Below are 15,004 nucleotides of genomic sequence, written 5' to 3'. Positions count from 1 at the left end.
ATAAAATGAGAGCCTGTTTAAATTTGTAGCTTAAACTTATAACTTATTTAAGAAGTTAATCGTATTCACATTATCCGCATAATCCCATAACTGAGGATGCTGACTTTGTCCAAAAGTTACGGAAGCTACATCCAGTTGTACAGCTGTGTTGGTGACTACACATTGAATATTGTCCTGTATACCTTTCAGTTTCCCGGTTAACTCATCCAGATTTTTATACTTCTCAAAGTATAAAACGGCAAGCGGAGAAGACAAGCCTTCATCTTCTTTTAATAATAAAAAGCCATTGTCAAAATGCTGGACAGTATTGACAAGGTAAATAGATTTATTATAATCGTAGTTATTATTGTATTTGAAATGATTGATAATATCCTGATACTGTTCAAGCGGTTCAAAGAAGTTTTTGATCTCATAATCTTCAGGAACATAGATTTTAGATACATTTCTGCAACCCAGTCCGAAGTAATCAAAAATATCATGGCCTAACTGTCCGATTTCAGCTATACTTTCCTGACCATCCAGTACGGCAATACTATTTCTGTTTTTTCTGATAATATTAGGCACTTTACCAAAATAGTAATCAAAGTATCTGGAAGTATTGTTACTTCCGGTTGCAATGATCGCGTCAAAATCTTTCAACCTTTCTGCATAGACAATTCTGTCTGTCAAAAGCGGCTCAAATTCAATAAGTTGTTTCAATAAAGCCGGTAATAGCTGGCTATCAGAAGAAGAAAGCTTGATCATAGCTATATTTCCTGTAGCCAGTACAGACAAGATATCGTGAAAACCTACCAGTGGAATATTTCCTGCAAGGATCAAACCTACTTTTTTAGGATGCTCGCTGACCGTAATTTGTTCAAACCATTTTTCCAGCGCAGGCAGATTCAGCATTTCCTGAAAAGAAGCTAAAGATCTGCGTACTTCAGCCACAGTAAACCAGGCATTATGATGAGGTGCTGAATCGATCGTATTACTAAATTCATCACCCGGGTGATTTAAGAAATCACTTAGTTTATGGAATGCAATAATTAACTTTTCAGCGGTAAGGATTGACATGTTTGAAGTAATTTTAAAGTATAAATGTTATATTTGCAGTGCAAAGGTAACTTTAGCAAATAGATTTATACGAAGACATGGCTATTAAAATAACAGACGAATGTATTAATTGCGGAGCATGTGAGCCTGAATGCCCAAATAATGCAATTTATGACGCAGGTACAGCCTGGCGATTTTCTGATGGAACCAACTTGAATGGTATCATTGATTTTGGTGATCAGGAAGTGGATGCTGGTGCGGCTCAGGAAGCAGTTTCTGATGAGGTATATTATATCGTTTCAGATAAGTGTACAGAATGTAAAGGGTTTCATGATGAACCTCAGTGTGCGGCAGTGTGCCCGGTAGATTGTTGTGTGGACGATGAAGATATCCGTGAAACTGAAGAAGAACTATTAAAGAAAAAAGCCTGGTTACATCAGGAGGATTAGTTCTTTAATTCAATATAACAGAAAAGGGCAAAGGGCACATTAGTGTTTTTTTGCCCTTTTCTGCTGTATAGTGTATTTTATACCTCTGCCTTATTCGGAATAATCAATACAGGACAGGCCGATTTTCTGGCCACATGCTCAGCTACACTTCCCATTAAAAAGTGATATAAGCCCGTTCTGCCGTAAGTTCCGATCACAATCAGATCAGATCCCCATTCGTCAGATTGCTGAATAATTCCATGTGCTGCAGTATCTACTACGCTCAAATATGTAGTTTTAATCCCGTTACCATAAGTATCTTCCATCTCTTTCAACAGCTGATGGCTGTTCTCTTCACTGTTATCGTAACTTTCCAGGAAAACAGGGGCCAAGGTAAGATCCTGATTGATCGTGGCTGGCATTGGTTCAATAATATTGACTAAGGCGACCTCGGCATTAAAAGTTTTAGCCAGCTCGTAGCCTGTTTTTGCTGCTTTTTCTGAGCAGGTACTATTATCTACTGCGATTAATATCTTTTGGAGGTTCATAATTTCTGGCGCTAATGAATGTAATACTTGTATAACAAATTTATCAATCAAATGTTTATCCTGTCGTTTTGTAAATCGCTATCCTTACTTTTGAGTACTAGATTTCATTATGGAACAGACATTTGCAATTTGCAGGGTAGCGGTAGCACCAATAAGAGCATTATCATCCGATAAAGCCGAAATAACGACGCAATTATTATTTGGAGATCACGTAGAAGTATTGGAAAAAGCAGAACCCTGGTGGCGAATCCGTAATGGTTATGATGGTTATGAGGGCTGGATAGACTTTAAGCAGCTTGCAATACTCACTGAACCTGAATACGAAGCCTGTAAACAACGCACCGCATTAGTACCGGCAGCAATTCATAATCAGGTGCTGGCGGCTGATGGAAGTGCTTATTATTTAGCTGCAACCAGTAATTTGCCGGCTTATAGCGATGGGTACTGTCAACTGGGTAAAGAGAAATTTCAGGTCTTATTTGAACCTCATGACCCTTCACAACAAGCTATCGGATCAAAGCTTGCTGATGCTGCGCTGTTTTATCTGAATGCACCTTATTTATGGGGAGGCCGTACCTTGTTCGGTATTGATTGCTCCGGATATGTGCAGGCTGTTTTTGCTTTATATGGCATTATCCTTCACAGAGATGCCTCTCAGCAGGCAGAACAAGGAGAGACGGTTAACTTTTTGCCGGAAGCACAAACCGGAGATCTTGCTTTTTTTGATAATGCCGATGGTAAAATTATTCATGTAGGGCTGATGCTGAATGCCAATCAGATTATTCACGCTTCAGGAAAAGTAAGAATTGATCCCATAGATGACCAGGGGATTTATAATCCTGAACTTGGACGTTATAGTCACAAACTCAGGATTATTAAAAGATTTTTATAAATCCCATTCCCACACCATAACTAATTTGTCATCGCCTGTGGTCAATAAGTATTTACCATCCGGGCTCCAGATGAGCTTATTGATAGAATGAGTATGTCCATGCGTACTCTTTTCAATACTCAGGATTTTGTATAACCTTAAATCATCACTGCCCCATAGTTTGATACTTTTATCCTGGCTTACTGTAGCAAAATAGGGTAGCGAAGGATGAAATGCAATTCCATAAATACTAAATAAATGTGCCGGAATAGTATGCTGAAGCTGATAATCCGGCAATGACCAGAAATTTAACTGTGCGTCTCTTCCTCCGGAAATCAAGTATTTACCATCAGGCGAATACTGAACAGAGGTAACCGGTAAAGTATGCTGTTGTAAGCTATGCAACAAACTGTAATCACTCAGCTCATAAATACGGACCGCCCCATCTTTACAACCAAAAGCAACTTTCAAACCATCTTCACTAACTGCTATTGCTCTTACAGTATCGGCAGAAACCCTGATCCGGTAAAGTAAAGACCAGTCGGTCAATGACCATACTCCAACAGTACCATCCTCACTGGCAGTTAAAAATTCCTGTTTTTCCGGAATGGTTACCAGATCAAATACAGGTTTTTCATGTGCCTGGAAAGTTGTCTTAACCATTTGCTTGTTCAGGTCAAATATACTGACCTCACCACTTCTCTGGCCAACAAAAAGCTGCTTTTGGTACTGATGAAGACTATAAACAGAGGTTTTTACCGGCATTAAAACCTTTAAAAAGGACATCTTTTGCAATGACCATTCTACCACACCTTTATCATTTCCACCAGTAAAGAACATACCTGGTTCACTGGAATTGGTTAAGGCATAAACAGGGTTTTGATGACCGCTAAGTGATCTTAAATGTTTCAGCATAATTAACGATGTCTGCCTTCCAGGTTGACCCCGATATCAGCCAGTGTTTTACCTTTTTCTCTTAATAAGACTAATAAGTGGAAAATTAAATCGGAACTCTCATTTACAAAGTCAGCATCTGTTTCGTTTAATGCTGCAATGACAGTCTCCACACCTTCTTCTCCAACTTTCTGCGCAATCTTGTTTAATCCTTTTTTGCGAAGTTTATTGACATAAGATTCTTCCGTAGGATGATCATATCTGTCATGAATAATTTTCTCCAGTTCAAAGATGAAATTCTGGTTAAAATTAGTCTTAAAACAGCTTCTGCTTCCTGTATGACAAGTAGGGCCTACCGGGGTAACTTTAATCAGGATAGTATCTTGATCACAATCAATATGTGTCTCTTTTACATATAAAAAGTTACCGCTTTCTTCTCCTTTAGTCCATAAACGGCTTTTAGAGCGGGAATAAAATGTTACTTTCCCTTCCTGCTGTGTTTTTGACCAGGCTTCCTGGTTCATATAACCCAACATTAACACTTCCAATGTTTGTATATCCTGAATGATTACAGGAACCAATCCATCGGTTTTCTCAAAATCTATAGTCATAACCTTACTGGTATGTTGTATTTTTTTAATTCGTTTTTCAGGTGGGGGATAGGGATTTCACCGAAATGAAAAACCGAGGCTGCTAAGGCCGCATCCACACCTGTTGTGGTAAAAACTTCTGTGAAGTGCTCAATTTTTCCTGCTCCGCCCGAAGCAATCACCGGGATATTGATCATTTTACTGATACTATCCAGTAGTTTACAATCGAAACCCTGTTTAGTCCCATCATGATCCATGGAAGTCAACAGGATTTCTCCTGCACCCAAATCCTCTGCCTGTTTAATCCAGTGTTCTGTTTCGATCTCTGTAATTAAACGGCCTCCGTTCAAATGCACCATGTTCCTGCCTGCAACCAGTTTAGTATCTACTGCAACTACTACGAACTGAACGCCAAATACCTTAGCCAGATCGGCAATGAGCTGCGGATTTTTAACGGCTGCGGAATTGATGCTGATCTTATCAGCACCAGCATTCAATAAAGCTTCTGCATCGGCAATCTCTGTAATTCCACCACCAATGGTAAAAGGAATGTTGAGCTGTCTGGCAACTGATTTCACCATTTCAATCATCGTTTTACGACGCTCATGGGTAGCAGTAATATCCAGGAATACCAGTTCATCAGCACCTTGCTGAGCATATTGCCAGGCCAGTTCTACCGGGTCTCCGGCATCCTTCAGGTCCACAAAATTAACGCCTTTGACTGTCCGGCCATCTTTGACGTCCAGACATGGAATGATACGTTTGCTTAACATCGATTATAAAGAAGTCAGCGCTTTAAGGTTCCATTCCTTGATCTCTTCAATAGAAATACGGTTTTCATAAATGGCCTTTCCAACTACACAAGATCTGATTTCAAGCTTCGCCAGTTCTTCAATATCTTCCATTGAGCTGATTCCGCCCGATGCGATCAATTTGATAAACGGAGAATGTTCCAGTAATTTTTTATATAAATCTACAGCAGCACCACCTAATTTACCATCCTTATTGATATCAGTACAAAGGAATCTGAAAAAGCCTAACTGTAAACATTTATCAACGTAATCCATTAATTTGATAGGTGAACTTTCCATCCATCCGGAATATTTGATGACCTCATCCAGTACATCAATCGCAATGACGATACGGTTGGCATAATCATATTTTTTACCTACTTCTTTACTTAATTCGGCAAGGAAATCAGGATTGGTAATGGCTTGCGTGCCAACAATAACCCGGTGGATACCTGCATCAAGCAGATTAGTCACCTGCTCAATAGTACGGATACCGCCGCCGTACTGTACACGCATCTCCGTTTTTTTGATAATATCAAAAAGCTCAGTTTGATTACTAAAATCTCCTTTAGCACCATTCAGGTCAATAATATGTATGAATTCAGTACCGTTAGACTTATAAGTCTCAATCATTTCAGCAATTGATACATCATATACGGTCTTCTGGTTATAGTCACCTTCTCTGAGGCGGACAACTTTACCATCTAAAATATCTATAGCGGGGATAATGTACATTTTATTGTTTTAAGTTAGAAAAGTTCAATAATAATTGTTCGCCTGCGGCGCCCGATTTTTCAGGGTGGAATTGTACCCCGTAAAAATTGTCTTTTTGTATTGCTGCCGAATATTGCAGGCCATATGTAGCCGTCGCTATTTCAAAAATAGCGTTATATTCAATAAAGTACGAATGCACAAAGTAAAATTGTGTCTGATTTTCAACACCTTCGAATAGTAAATTGTTTTTAATCTCTATATTATTCCATCCCATGTGAGGAATTTTAATACCCAGATCTTTATCAAATAGTTTCGTTTCCAGTGGTATAATATTCATCAGCTGAGCATCACCTTCCTGCGAATGTGCCGTAAGCAGCTGCATCCCTACACAAATTCCCAAGACAGGTTTTTTGAGCTGTCTGATGGACTCTACCAGTCCGGTTTGGTTCAGTTTTTCCATTGCAGCCCCTGCATGCCCAACACCTGGAATGATCACATGAGAATACTGATCAAAATCATGCTCCGTATTAATCATTCCATAACTGAGTCCCAGTCTGGATAAAGCAGAAGTCAGGGAAAAGATATTTCCTGCACCGTAATTAACGATTCCTATCATTTTATAACATTCCTTTGGTACTCGGTAAAACTAATTTTTCAGCATCTCTTTTGATAGCCATTTTAATCGCTTTTGCGAAAGCCTTAAAGATAGCTTCAATTTTATGGTGTTCGTTGTCTCCTTCAGCCTTAATATTGAGGTTACATTTTGCTGCATCACTGAAAGACTTGAAAAAATGATAAAACATTTCTGTTGGTACATCACCTACTTTTTCTCTTTTAAATTCCGCGTCCCATACAATCCAGTTCCTGCCTCCAAAATCAATAGCTACCTGCGCCAGGCAGTCATCCATCGGTAAACAGAACCCATAACGTTCCAGTCCCAGTTTATTGCCTATAGCTTTGGCAAAAGCCTCACCCAATGCAATTCCGGTATCTTCAACAGTATGGTGCTCATCAATATGTAAATCACCTTTGGCACTGATATTTAAATCTATTGCTCCATGACGCGCAATTTGATCGAGCATATGGTTAAAGAAATTCAACCCTGTCTCTATCTTCGCTTTTCCTGTCCCGTCCAGATTGATTTCAATTTCTATATCCGTTTCATTTGTCTTTCTGATATGGTGAAATTGTCTGCTTCCTGCACTTAGAAAAGTGTAGATATCTACCCAGTTCTGGGTTTGCAAGGCAATTACTTCCGTCAAAGTCTCTGCTTTATCCAGCATTTCTGCCGATCCTAATAAATCATTGTTCCTTAACCAGATTGCTTTTGCACCCAGGTTTTTAGCCAGCACAACATCATTAATCCGGTCGCCAATCACAAAAGAACCTGCCAGATCATATTCGCCAGTCAGAAAATGCTGTAACAAACCTGTATTTGGCTTGCGGGTAGGTGCATTTTCATGTGCAAAAGTTTTATCGATAATAACCTCAGAAAAAACTACCCCTTCACCTTCAAAAGTATCCAGAATAAAATTATGTACTGGCCAGAAGTTCGGCTCGGGATGAGCATCAGTACCCAGGCCATCCTGATTAGTTACCATAACTAATTCGAAATCCAGTTCTGCGGCTATTTTAGCCATATAATACAACGATTTCGGATAAAATTTAAGCTTTGAAAATGAATCTATTTGTTCATCCTCTGGTTCAGTGATCAGTGTGCCGTCACGGTCTATGAAAAGTATCTTCTTCATGCTTAATTAGTTAACGATTTTAAAGCGGATAATAGTATTTCATTTTCTGAAGGAGTACCTACAGTAATTCTTAAACAGCCCTCACAAAGGGTAACTTTTGCACGGTTACGTACAATAATGCCACGGTCTACCAAAGCATCATAAGTACCATTTGCATCGGTTACTTCGACCAGGATAAAGTTGGCATCAGAAGGGTAAACCTTGTTGACCATTGGTAAATCCAATAGTAATTGGGCTAAATGTTCCCTTTCTGCTACTGTAGTCTTGATCCAGTCGTTTACCTGCCCGATATTCGCAAGGGCAGCCAAAGCCAGGTCCTGCGTAGACTGACTGATATTGTAAGGTGCTTTGACTTTGTTCAGAATGTCAATGATCATGCTGGATGCAAAAGCCATTCCCAAACGTAATCCTGCCAGTCCCCAGGCTTTAGAAAAAGTCTGTAAAACCACAAGGTGCGGGTATTCAGTTAATTCCTGTATGAAGGTACGTTGTTTTGCAAAATTGATATAAGCCTCATCAATCACAACCAGGCCTTTAAAATTGGCCAGAATAGTTTCTATATCCGTTCGGATGATTGAATTTCCGGTAGGGTTGTTAGGAGAGCAGATAAAGATCAGTTTTGTATTTGCATCAATCGCCTCTGCTATTCCTTCCAGATCCAACTGGAAATTTGGCAATAAATTTACCTTACGGATTTCTACATCATTAATGTTGGCAGAAACCTCATACATCCCGTAAGTAGGCGGAAGGATGATGACGTTGTCTTTTCCCGGATTACAAAAAGCACGGAATAAAAGATCTATAGCCTCATCGCTGCCATTTCCAAGGAAAGTATTTTCAATCGGAACACCTTTTATTTTACTCAGTGCATCTTTCAAATCCAGTTGTAAAGGATCAGGATAACGGTTAAAGTTTTCTGGTAATGGTGAGCCGTAACTATTTTCATTTGCATCTAAAAACACACTCGCCTGTCCTTTATACTCGTCTCTTGCTGTAGAATAGGGGCGAAGGGTTTTGATGTTTTCGCGTTGTAGGTTTTTAATATCCATCTGATGATTTTAAACGAATGGTGATTGCATTTTTGTGTGCCTGAAGCCCTTCAGCGGCCGCAAGGATTTCTACAGTCGGGCCAATGGCTTTCAAGCCTTCCGGGCTGATCTGCTGAAAAGTAATTTTTTTGATAAAAGAATCAATTGAAACACCTGAATAGGCTTTGGCGAAACCACTGGTTGGTAAAGTATGGTTTGTGCCTGAAGCATAATCCCCGGCACTTTCAGGAGTCAGGTTACCCAGAAATACAGAACCTGCGTTGATGATCAGCGGGATCAGTTCCTGAAAGGATGCTGTAGCCAGAATTAAGTGTTCAGGTGCATAAGTATTACTGAAAGCCATGGCCTGAGCTTTATCCGCTACCAGTACAGCATAAGAATTGGCAATAGCCTGCGCAGCAATGTCCTTTCTTGGTAAATCATTCAGCTGTATTTCGATTTGACTCAGGGTTTCAGTAATAATTGTTTCTGATGTAGAAACCAGGATGGCCTGACTATCAGTCCCATGTTCTGCCTGTGCTAAAAGATCAGAAGCGACAAAAGCAGGATTGGCAGTTTCATCGGCAAAAACCAATACTTCTGAAGGACCTGCAGGCATGTCAATTGCGGTGATTCCTGAAGCCAGTACCTGCTGTTTTGCCTGGGTCACATAACGGTTTCCAGGGCCAAAAATCTTGTAAACTTTAGGTACGGTTGCTGTGCCGAAAGCCATCGCTGCGATAGCCTGTGCACCACCTGCCAGATAGATCTTTTCTATGCCCAGAAGCTGTGCACAGTAAGCCAGGTAACAGTTGGTCTTTCCGTCCTTTTGCGGAGGGGAGCAAACCACAATTTCCTGACAGCCTGCCAAAGTTGCTGGTGTAGCCAGCATTAAAAAAGTGCTGGGTAAAACGGCTGTTCCACCTGGAATATATAAGCCTACCCGTTCTATTGCCCTGGACTCGCGCCAGCAGGAAACTCCCGGCATAGTTTCAACTTTAGCTTCTTGATAAAGCTGCGCTGCATGGAACTTTTTGATGTTGGCATAAGCCGTATCAATCGCAGTCTTTGCTTCAGCAGGAATAGTCGAGGCAATCTTCCCGATCTCTTCTTTTTCGATGAAAAGCTGATCCAGGTTTACCTTGTCAAATTGTAAGGCGTAATTCTTCAGGGCTTTATCTCCATCTGCTTTCACCTGTGCAATGATCTCTTTTACCCTTTCTGCAATACTCGCATCATCAGCTAGTTGTCTCAAACAGAGTTCTTCAATATGCTGTTCAGATAAATCAGTATACTTATAGCGTTTCATCAGTTAAATATTTTTTTTCAATGGTGATGAAGCTTGCATGAGCTTGTTCATTGTTGTTTGGTAGCTGTAAGCTCATGCAGGGTTCAATGTTTTATGCTTTTGTGTTAACTAATGGCTAACGTTAAAAGACGAAAATGGATTAAAAGCGTGGCTTAGGAGATGATCTTTTCTATCGGCATCACCACAATTCCTTCAGCACCAGCAGCTTTCAGGCTGTTGATCTTTTCCCAGAAATCCTGCTCTGCGATAACCGAGTGAACTGCTACCCAGTCTTCTTCAAAAAGAGGCACAATCGTAGGGCTTTTAACTCCCGGAAGCAGGCTTACAACCTTTTCAAGATTTGATTTGGCAACATTCAGTACCACATATTTTGTCTCCTTTGCGCGCAATACCGAACGGATTCTTTGCAATAATTCAATGACATCTTCATTCAGCTCCATGCCTTTACTGGCAATCAGTACAGCTTCAGATTTCATCACTTCACCGAAAGGTTTCAGACCATTGCTTTTAAGTGTTCCGCCTGTAGAAACAATGTCGCAGATTGCATCGCTTAATCCAAGACCCGGGCCAATTTCTACCGATCCTGAAATCGTACGGACAACTGCATTTACCTTATTGTCATCCAGGTATTTCTGAAGAATTACAGGATAAGAAGTAGCAATCGCTTTACCTTCCAGTCCGCTTATATCAGTGATGTCGCTTTCATTTGGAACAGCAATTTTAAGGGTACATTTTCCGAAGCCTAATTTTTGAAGATAGGTCACATCGGCGTTAACTTCTGTGATTACATTTTCGCCAACAATACCCAGATCGGCAATGCCATCCTGAACATATTCCGGAATGTCATCGTCTCTCAGAAATAGAATTTCTAAAGGGAAATTTGTAACAGTTGATATGAGGGAGCTTTTGTAGTTTTCGAATGATAGACCACAATTTTTAAGAATCTCTACGGATTTTTCGTTTAGCCTTCCAGATTTCTGGATAGCAATTTTAAGTGTTTTCAATTGATTGAAATTATTGAATGAAACAGGAAAATAATTCGGAAACAAGTTTTGAAGTACAAAACATTACATATCTATCGCCATAACTGGCGATGGTACAAATGTAAGTGGTGGTTCAAAATATTGTTCATCATAAATATATGTCTCTATTCAATAATGCGTTGCACACTGAGTGGCACAAATATATAGATAGAATTGACAAATCAAAAATATATGGCATTTTATTTGATTGATATATGATACAGCATAACAACGAAGCTGAATTTAATTAAAGAACGCTCATTTTGAAAAAAGCACTAGCCCTTATTTTACCCCTTTGCCTCTTTTTATCGTCCTGCAACTGGTTTAAAACCACACCAGAGATTGGAGTTATCTTATCAGAACATTTTAAGAATAAACTTTATAAAGATTTTGATACCGCAGCCTATCATGTAGTGTTTAACCATCACCTTGATTCCTTAAAGTCTAAATTAAGTAATCCTAAAGTAATCAGTAATTTTTATGCGGATAATGAGCGTAAAAATTTGCTGGTTTCCCGTTTTTATAGCAATGGGGAATTAGATACCCTGAAAAGTTACCTGGAAAACAGTAAAGTACATGGATTGAATCCTGAAATATTCAGATATAAAGATCTGGATCAGGCTTTGGTTGCTTTAACAGCTAATAAATTTAAAAATATCAGCGAAGTATATCCTGTACTGGCTGATCTGGAACTTTTTTCAGCTTCTTCTTTACTGAAATATGATACTTTTATTGGTTACGGGAGTATCAATCCAAAAAAAGTATTAAACAGATATTATGTCACAACCAGCAGACCAGACAGCAGCGCAATGAATAAGGTTCTGGAGACAAAAAGTCTGGTGAAACTATTAAAAGATATTCAGCCTGCTGGTGAAAATTATAAAGTATTACAAGCAGCTCTGGCCAGCCTTGAAAAAGATCCATCCCGTAATGCGGTAGCTATTAAAGCTATTGAAGTGAATATGGAAAGATCCAGATGGAAAATCCCCGGATTAAGTTCGGAATACGTGGAAGTTAATATTCCTGATTTTTCACTGACCTGGTTTAAAGAGCAGGATACTGTAACCCATATGAAGGTTTGTGTAGGTGCCAGAAGGGAAAAAGCTTTTGAAGAAAAGCAGAAAATCTATTCAAAGACACATGCCCTGGATGATAAACCTAAAAATCATCAGACCCCAATCCTGTTAAGTAAGTTTAGTGCAATTGAGGTGAATCCTGTCTGGAATATCCCGGTAAGCATTGCCAAGAATGAAATTTATAACCAGGCCAGAAGAGATCCCTATTATTTATCAAATAATAATATGAAGGTTTATTACAAAGGTAAACTGGTCAATGATACTGATACTATTCAATGGGAAAAATATTCCAGAGAAAATCTTCCTTTCCAATTTAAACAGGGTTCAGGTTCAGGAAATGCACTGGGTAAGTTCAAATTTATGTTTGATAATGGTGCGAGTATTTATTTGCATGATACCAATAATAAATCAGCGTTTAATTCGGCCAGCCGGGCAATCAGCCATGGTTGTGTACGCTTGGAAAGACCTTTGGAGTTTGCACAGAAGATGGTAAATAGTAATGCTGAATATGATCAGTTAAGGATGGAAGTCAACCTGCCACCAGTAGATACCACGAAAATGGGTGTTTACAGAAAAAAACTGGCGAAAAAAGCAGATACTTTAAATGTATTTCAATTGAAACCGAAATGGTTTGGAACCAGGAAAAATATTTCTGTGTTTATTAATTATAAAACTGCCTGGGCCGAAAACGGAAAAATCGAATATCGCAATGATGTTTACGGGCTGGATGATGCATTGTATGCTGCAATGAAAAAATACCTGTAAAAATTTAATTTGAGTGAGTAAAGGCCTGATTTTATATCGGGCCAACACGAACCAGACCAGGGCAGCAATTCTTGTTGAGTTAAATTCTAATTCTTTTGAAATTTCTGTTTTTTACCGAATGATTGTAATTAAATTTATACCTTTGGTTTTTAATGAATTTCCTCTACCCAGGTTTTCTTTTTTCACTGCTGGCGGTAGCTATACCTATCCTTATTCATTTATTTAATTTCCGGAAATTTAAGAAGGTATATTTTAGCAACGTGTCTTTCTTAAAGGCTGTTACAGTACAACATTCTTCCCGCGAAAAACTTCGTAACTTATTAATCCTGGCTTGCCGCATACTTGCCATCATTTTCCTGGTGCTTGCCTTTGCACGTCCATATTGGTCATCCGGATCAGCAGGATCTCCAGAAAATGGAAATCTTGTGAATATCTATATGGATAATTCCTACAGCATGGAGGCGGTTAATAAAGAGGGATCTTTATTAGATGAAGCAAAGCGTAAAGCAAAGGCAATTGCTAAACAATTTCAGCTGAATGATAAGTTTCAATTAACAACGAATGATTTTGAAGGCAGGCATCAGCGCCTGGTCAATGCAGAGGAGCTGGCGAACCTGATTGATGAAGTGAAGGTTTCTCCTGCAGAACGCAGTTTACAGCAGGTCATTAACAGGCAAAACTCAGCAAATGCAGGAAAAAGAAATCAATACAACTATGTGGTTTCTGATTTTCAGCAGCAGTTTGTGGGGAAATCAACCCTGCACACCGGAAAAAATAATTCGCTCAACCTGGTCAGGCTAAAAGCGAATACCATCCCTAATGTTGCTGTAGATAGTATCTGGTCATTATCTCCCGCACATAAGCCTGGTGACCGGGAGAAATTTGTGGTGCAGCTGCGTAATTATTCAGCAGATGCCAGTACAGGAATTCCTTTAAAACTGACGGTCAATAATCAGCAAAAAGCATTGGCTACTTTAAATATTCCGGCTGGAAAATCGGTTCGTGACACTTTAAGCTTTAGCGGTTCAGTTGCCGGGTGGCAAAAAGGAATGGTCAGCATTAAAGACTTTCCAGTCACTTTTGATGACAACCTGGCCTTTACTTTTAAAGTAAGTACTGAACTGAAAGTCCTTCAGCTTAGCGGGGAGAATTCCGGAAAATATATCCATGCACTTTTTGGCACAGATCCTTATTTTAAACTGAGTACGATGCCCGAACCGGCTATCGTTTATGCTGGTTTTCATCAATATAACCTGATTGTAATTACTGGCTTAAAAGCACCTTCCAGCGGTTTGGCCCAGGAGCTTAAAAACTATATGAAAAATGGAGGGACAGTTGTTATTTTTCCTGATCTGGAAGCTGGCGCGGCTGTTTATTCTTCTTTTTTACAAGATTTAGGTATTCCGCAAACTGTTTCTTTAAGCAAGGATACAGTTACTGTAAATACAATCGCACTAAAAAGCAAGGTGTTTAATGATGTATTTGAAGAGATACCTGCAAAATTAGACTTACCGAAAGTAAACCAGCACTTTATTTATGCAGGGAATAACAAAAACGGGCGGGAAGATTTAATGGGATTACCTTTGAATCAGCCATTTTTCAGTAAATACAGATCCGGATCAGGACAACTGTACCTCTGTGCAACCTCTTTGGATATCAAGGACAGTAATTTACCTCAGCACCCGGTATTTGTGCCCTTATTGTATAAAATTGCTTTAACCAGCGTACAGGAACAGCCTTTATATTATACGATCGGGAAGAGTAATTATCTGAGCTCGGCGCCCATTGCCATTAACCCCAATCAGTCGCTCCGTTTAATTTCTGGTAAACAAGAAGTTATTCCGGAAATCAGGCAGGTGCCTGGTCAGACTCTATTGTATGTTGCCGACCAGATTAAAACGCCCGGGGTTTATGAATTGTATAAAGCTGATGCGTTACTCAGTACTTATGCATTTAACCAAAGCCGTACGGAATCAGACCTGCATTATGCTGATGATAAAGCTCTTCAGGAAATTTTTGGACCTCAAAAAGTAAATCTGACGAAACCTGGGGATGATTTGTCATGGAAAGCTGTGGAAAATAACCACACAGAGTTATGGAAACTTTGCCTAGTTTTGTGTGCTGTTTTTTTAGCCATTGAAGCCCTATTGATTCGATTTTTTAACAAATTAAAAATATAAAA

Annotated in this window: 15 protein-coding genes; 4 read left to right on the top strand and 11 right to left on the bottom strand. The window is 39.4% G+C overall.

What is annotated here, in order from left to right:
- Nucleotides 1-36 precede the first annotated feature (36 nt).
- Complete coding sequence (locus AB3G38_RS11985) at nt 37-1,056, bottom strand: acyl-CoA reductase (protein WP_367868702.1); 1,020 nt, start codon at nt 1,054-1,056, stop codon at nt 37-39.
- A gap of 77 nt (nt 1,057-1,133) precedes the next feature.
- On the opposite strand from AB3G38_RS11985, the gene AB3G38_RS11980 reads away from it, so the two are divergent.
- Nucleotides 1,134-1,484: a 4Fe-4S dicluster domain-containing protein gene (locus AB3G38_RS11980; RefSeq protein ID WP_183869472.1), complete on the top strand. Its 351-nt coding sequence runs from the start codon at nt 1,134-1,136 to the stop codon at nt 1,482-1,484.
- A 77-nt stretch (nt 1,485-1,561) separates the two neighbouring features.
- On the opposite strand, the gene AB3G38_RS11975 is transcribed toward AB3G38_RS11980, so the two are convergent.
- The gene (locus AB3G38_RS11975; RefSeq protein ID WP_367868701.1) at nt 1,562-2,011 is read right to left on the bottom strand and encodes a universal stress protein; all 450 of its coding nucleotides are present in this window, start codon (nt 2,009-2,011) and stop codon (nt 1,562-1,564) included.
- 109 nt (nt 2,012-2,120) lie between these two features.
- On the opposite strand from AB3G38_RS11975, the gene AB3G38_RS11970 reads away from it, so the two are divergent.
- Nucleotides 2,121-2,903, top strand: a complete 783-nt coding sequence (locus AB3G38_RS11970; RefSeq protein WP_367868700.1) for a C40 family peptidase — start codon at nt 2,121-2,123, stop codon at nt 2,901-2,903.
- Here AB3G38_RS11970 and AB3G38_RS11965 read toward each other — a convergent pair.
- The 9 genes from AB3G38_RS11965 to hisG form a co-directional block, all read right to left on the bottom strand.
- Nucleotides 2,898-3,797, bottom strand: coding sequence for a WD40 repeat domain-containing protein (locus AB3G38_RS11965; protein ID WP_367868699.1), 900 nt, complete (start codon nt 3,795-3,797; stop codon nt 2,898-2,900). The two genes, AB3G38_RS11970 and AB3G38_RS11965, sit on opposite strands and share 6 nt — an antisense overlap.
- Before the next feature lie 2 nt (nt 3,798-3,799).
- Entirely contained in the window at nt 3,800-4,387 is a 588-nt protein-coding gene (gene hisIE, locus AB3G38_RS11960; protein WP_367868698.1) for a bifunctional phosphoribosyl-AMP cyclohydrolase/phosphoribosyl-ATP diphosphatase HisIE, read from the bottom strand.
- Nucleotides 4,384-5,139 carry an imidazole glycerol phosphate synthase subunit HisF gene (gene hisF, locus AB3G38_RS11955; protein WP_367868697.1) on the bottom strand — a complete coding sequence of 252 codons (756 nt, stop codon included), beginning with the start codon at nt 5,137-5,139 and terminating at the stop codon, nt 4,384-4,386. The genes hisIE and hisF overlap by 4 nt, the downstream gene beginning before the upstream one ends.
- Before the next feature lie 3 nt (nt 5,140-5,142).
- On the bottom strand, nt 5,143-5,892 hold the full coding sequence (gene hisA, locus AB3G38_RS11950; RefSeq protein ID WP_367868696.1) for a 1-(5-phosphoribosyl)-5-[(5-phosphoribosylamino)methylideneamino]imidazole-4-carboxamide isomerase: 750 nt from the start codon (nt 5,890-5,892) through the stop codon (nt 5,143-5,145).
- Between the two features lies 1 nt (nt 5,893).
- Complete coding sequence (gene hisH, locus AB3G38_RS11945) at nt 5,894-6,487, bottom strand: imidazole glycerol phosphate synthase subunit HisH (protein ID WP_367868695.1); 594 nt, start codon at nt 6,485-6,487, stop codon at nt 5,894-5,896.
- Between the two features lies 1 nt (nt 6,488).
- Nucleotides 6,489-7,622 carry a bifunctional histidinol-phosphatase/imidazoleglycerol-phosphate dehydratase HisB gene (hisB, locus tag AB3G38_RS11940; protein WP_367868694.1) on the bottom strand — a complete coding sequence of 378 codons (1,134 nt, stop codon included), beginning with the start codon at nt 7,620-7,622 and terminating at the stop codon, nt 6,489-6,491.
- A gap of 2 nt (nt 7,623-7,624) precedes the next feature.
- On the bottom strand, nt 7,625-8,671 hold the full coding sequence (gene hisC, locus AB3G38_RS11935) for a histidinol-phosphate transaminase (protein ID WP_367868693.1): 1,047 nt from the start codon (nt 8,669-8,671) through the stop codon (nt 7,625-7,627).
- Nucleotides 8,661-9,959, bottom strand: a complete 1,299-nt coding sequence (gene hisD, locus AB3G38_RS11930; protein ID WP_367868692.1) for a histidinol dehydrogenase — start codon at nt 9,957-9,959, stop codon at nt 8,661-8,663. The genes hisC and hisD overlap by 11 nt, the downstream gene beginning before the upstream one ends.
- Nucleotides 9,960-10,111: 152 nt before the next feature.
- Nucleotides 10,112-10,963 carry an ATP phosphoribosyltransferase gene (hisG, locus tag AB3G38_RS11925; protein WP_367868691.1) on the bottom strand — a complete coding sequence of 284 codons (852 nt, stop codon included), beginning with the start codon at nt 10,961-10,963 and terminating at the stop codon, nt 10,112-10,114.
- A gap of 281 nt (nt 10,964-11,244) precedes the next feature.
- Between hisG and AB3G38_RS11920 the strand changes: the two genes are divergently transcribed.
- Nucleotides 11,245-12,822, top strand: coding sequence for a L,D-transpeptidase family protein (locus AB3G38_RS11920; RefSeq protein ID WP_367868690.1), 1,578 nt, complete (start codon nt 11,245-11,247; stop codon nt 12,820-12,822).
- Nucleotides 12,823-12,974: 152 nt separating this feature from the next.
- Nucleotides 12,975-15,002, top strand: a complete 2,028-nt coding sequence (locus tag AB3G38_RS11915; protein ID WP_367868689.1) for a BatA domain-containing protein — start codon at nt 12,975-12,977, stop codon at nt 15,000-15,002.
- Nucleotides 15,003-15,004: the final 2 nt, after the last annotated feature.

It is taken from the genome of Pedobacter sp. WC2423 (assembly GCF_040822065.1).
GTDB lineage: Bacteria > Bacteroidota > Bacteroidia > Sphingobacteriales > Sphingobacteriaceae > Pedobacter.
Note: the sequence above shows the minus strand (reverse complement) of the source record. Positions and strands in the feature narration are given on the sequence as shown.

What these genes read in the sequence shown, in the direction of transcription:
- AB3G38_RS11985 (WP_367868702.1), bottom strand. Translation starts at nt 1,056, where the DNA reads ATGTCAATCCTTACCGCTGAAAAGTTAATTATTGCATTCCATAAACTA.
- AB3G38_RS11980 (WP_183869472.1), top strand. Translation starts at nt 1,134, where the DNA reads ATGGCTATTAAAATAACAGACGAATGTATTAATTGCGGAGCATGTGAG.
- AB3G38_RS11975 (WP_367868701.1), bottom strand. Translation starts at nt 2,011, where the DNA reads ATGAACCTCCAAAAGATATTAATCGCAGTAGATAATAGTACCTGCTCA.
- AB3G38_RS11970 (WP_367868700.1), top strand. Translation starts at nt 2,121, where the DNA reads ATGGAACAGACATTTGCAATTTGCAGGGTAGCGGTAGCACCAATAAGA.
- AB3G38_RS11965 (WP_367868699.1), bottom strand. Translation starts at nt 3,797, where the DNA reads ATGCTGAAACATTTAAGATCACTTAGCGGTCATCAAAACCCTGTTTAT.
- hisIE (WP_367868698.1), bottom strand. Translation starts at nt 4,387, where the DNA reads ATGACTATAGATTTTGAGAAAACCGATGGATTGGTTCCTGTAATCATT.
- hisF (WP_367868697.1), bottom strand. Translation starts at nt 5,139, where the DNA reads ATGTTAAGCAAACGTATCATTCCATGTCTGGACGTCAAAGATGGCCGG.
- hisA (WP_367868696.1), bottom strand. Translation starts at nt 5,892, where the DNA reads ATGTACATTATCCCCGCTATAGATATTTTAGATGGTAAAGTTGTCCGC.
- hisH (WP_367868695.1), bottom strand. Translation starts at nt 6,487, where the DNA reads ATGATAGGAATCGTTAATTACGGTGCAGGAAATATCTTTTCCCTGACT.
- hisB (WP_367868694.1), bottom strand. Translation starts at nt 7,622, where the DNA reads ATGAAGAAGATACTTTTCATAGACCGTGACGGCACACTGATCACTGAA.
- hisC (WP_367868693.1), bottom strand. Translation starts at nt 8,671, where the DNA reads ATGGATATTAAAAACCTACAACGCGAAAACATCAAAACCCTTCGCCCC.
- hisD (WP_367868692.1), bottom strand. Translation starts at nt 9,959, where the DNA reads ATGAAACGCTATAAGTATACTGATTTATCTGAACAGCATATTGAAGAA.
- AB3G38_RS11915 (WP_367868689.1), top strand. Translation starts at nt 12,975, where the DNA reads ATGAATTTCCTCTACCCAGGTTTTCTTTTTTCACTGCTGGCGGTAGCT.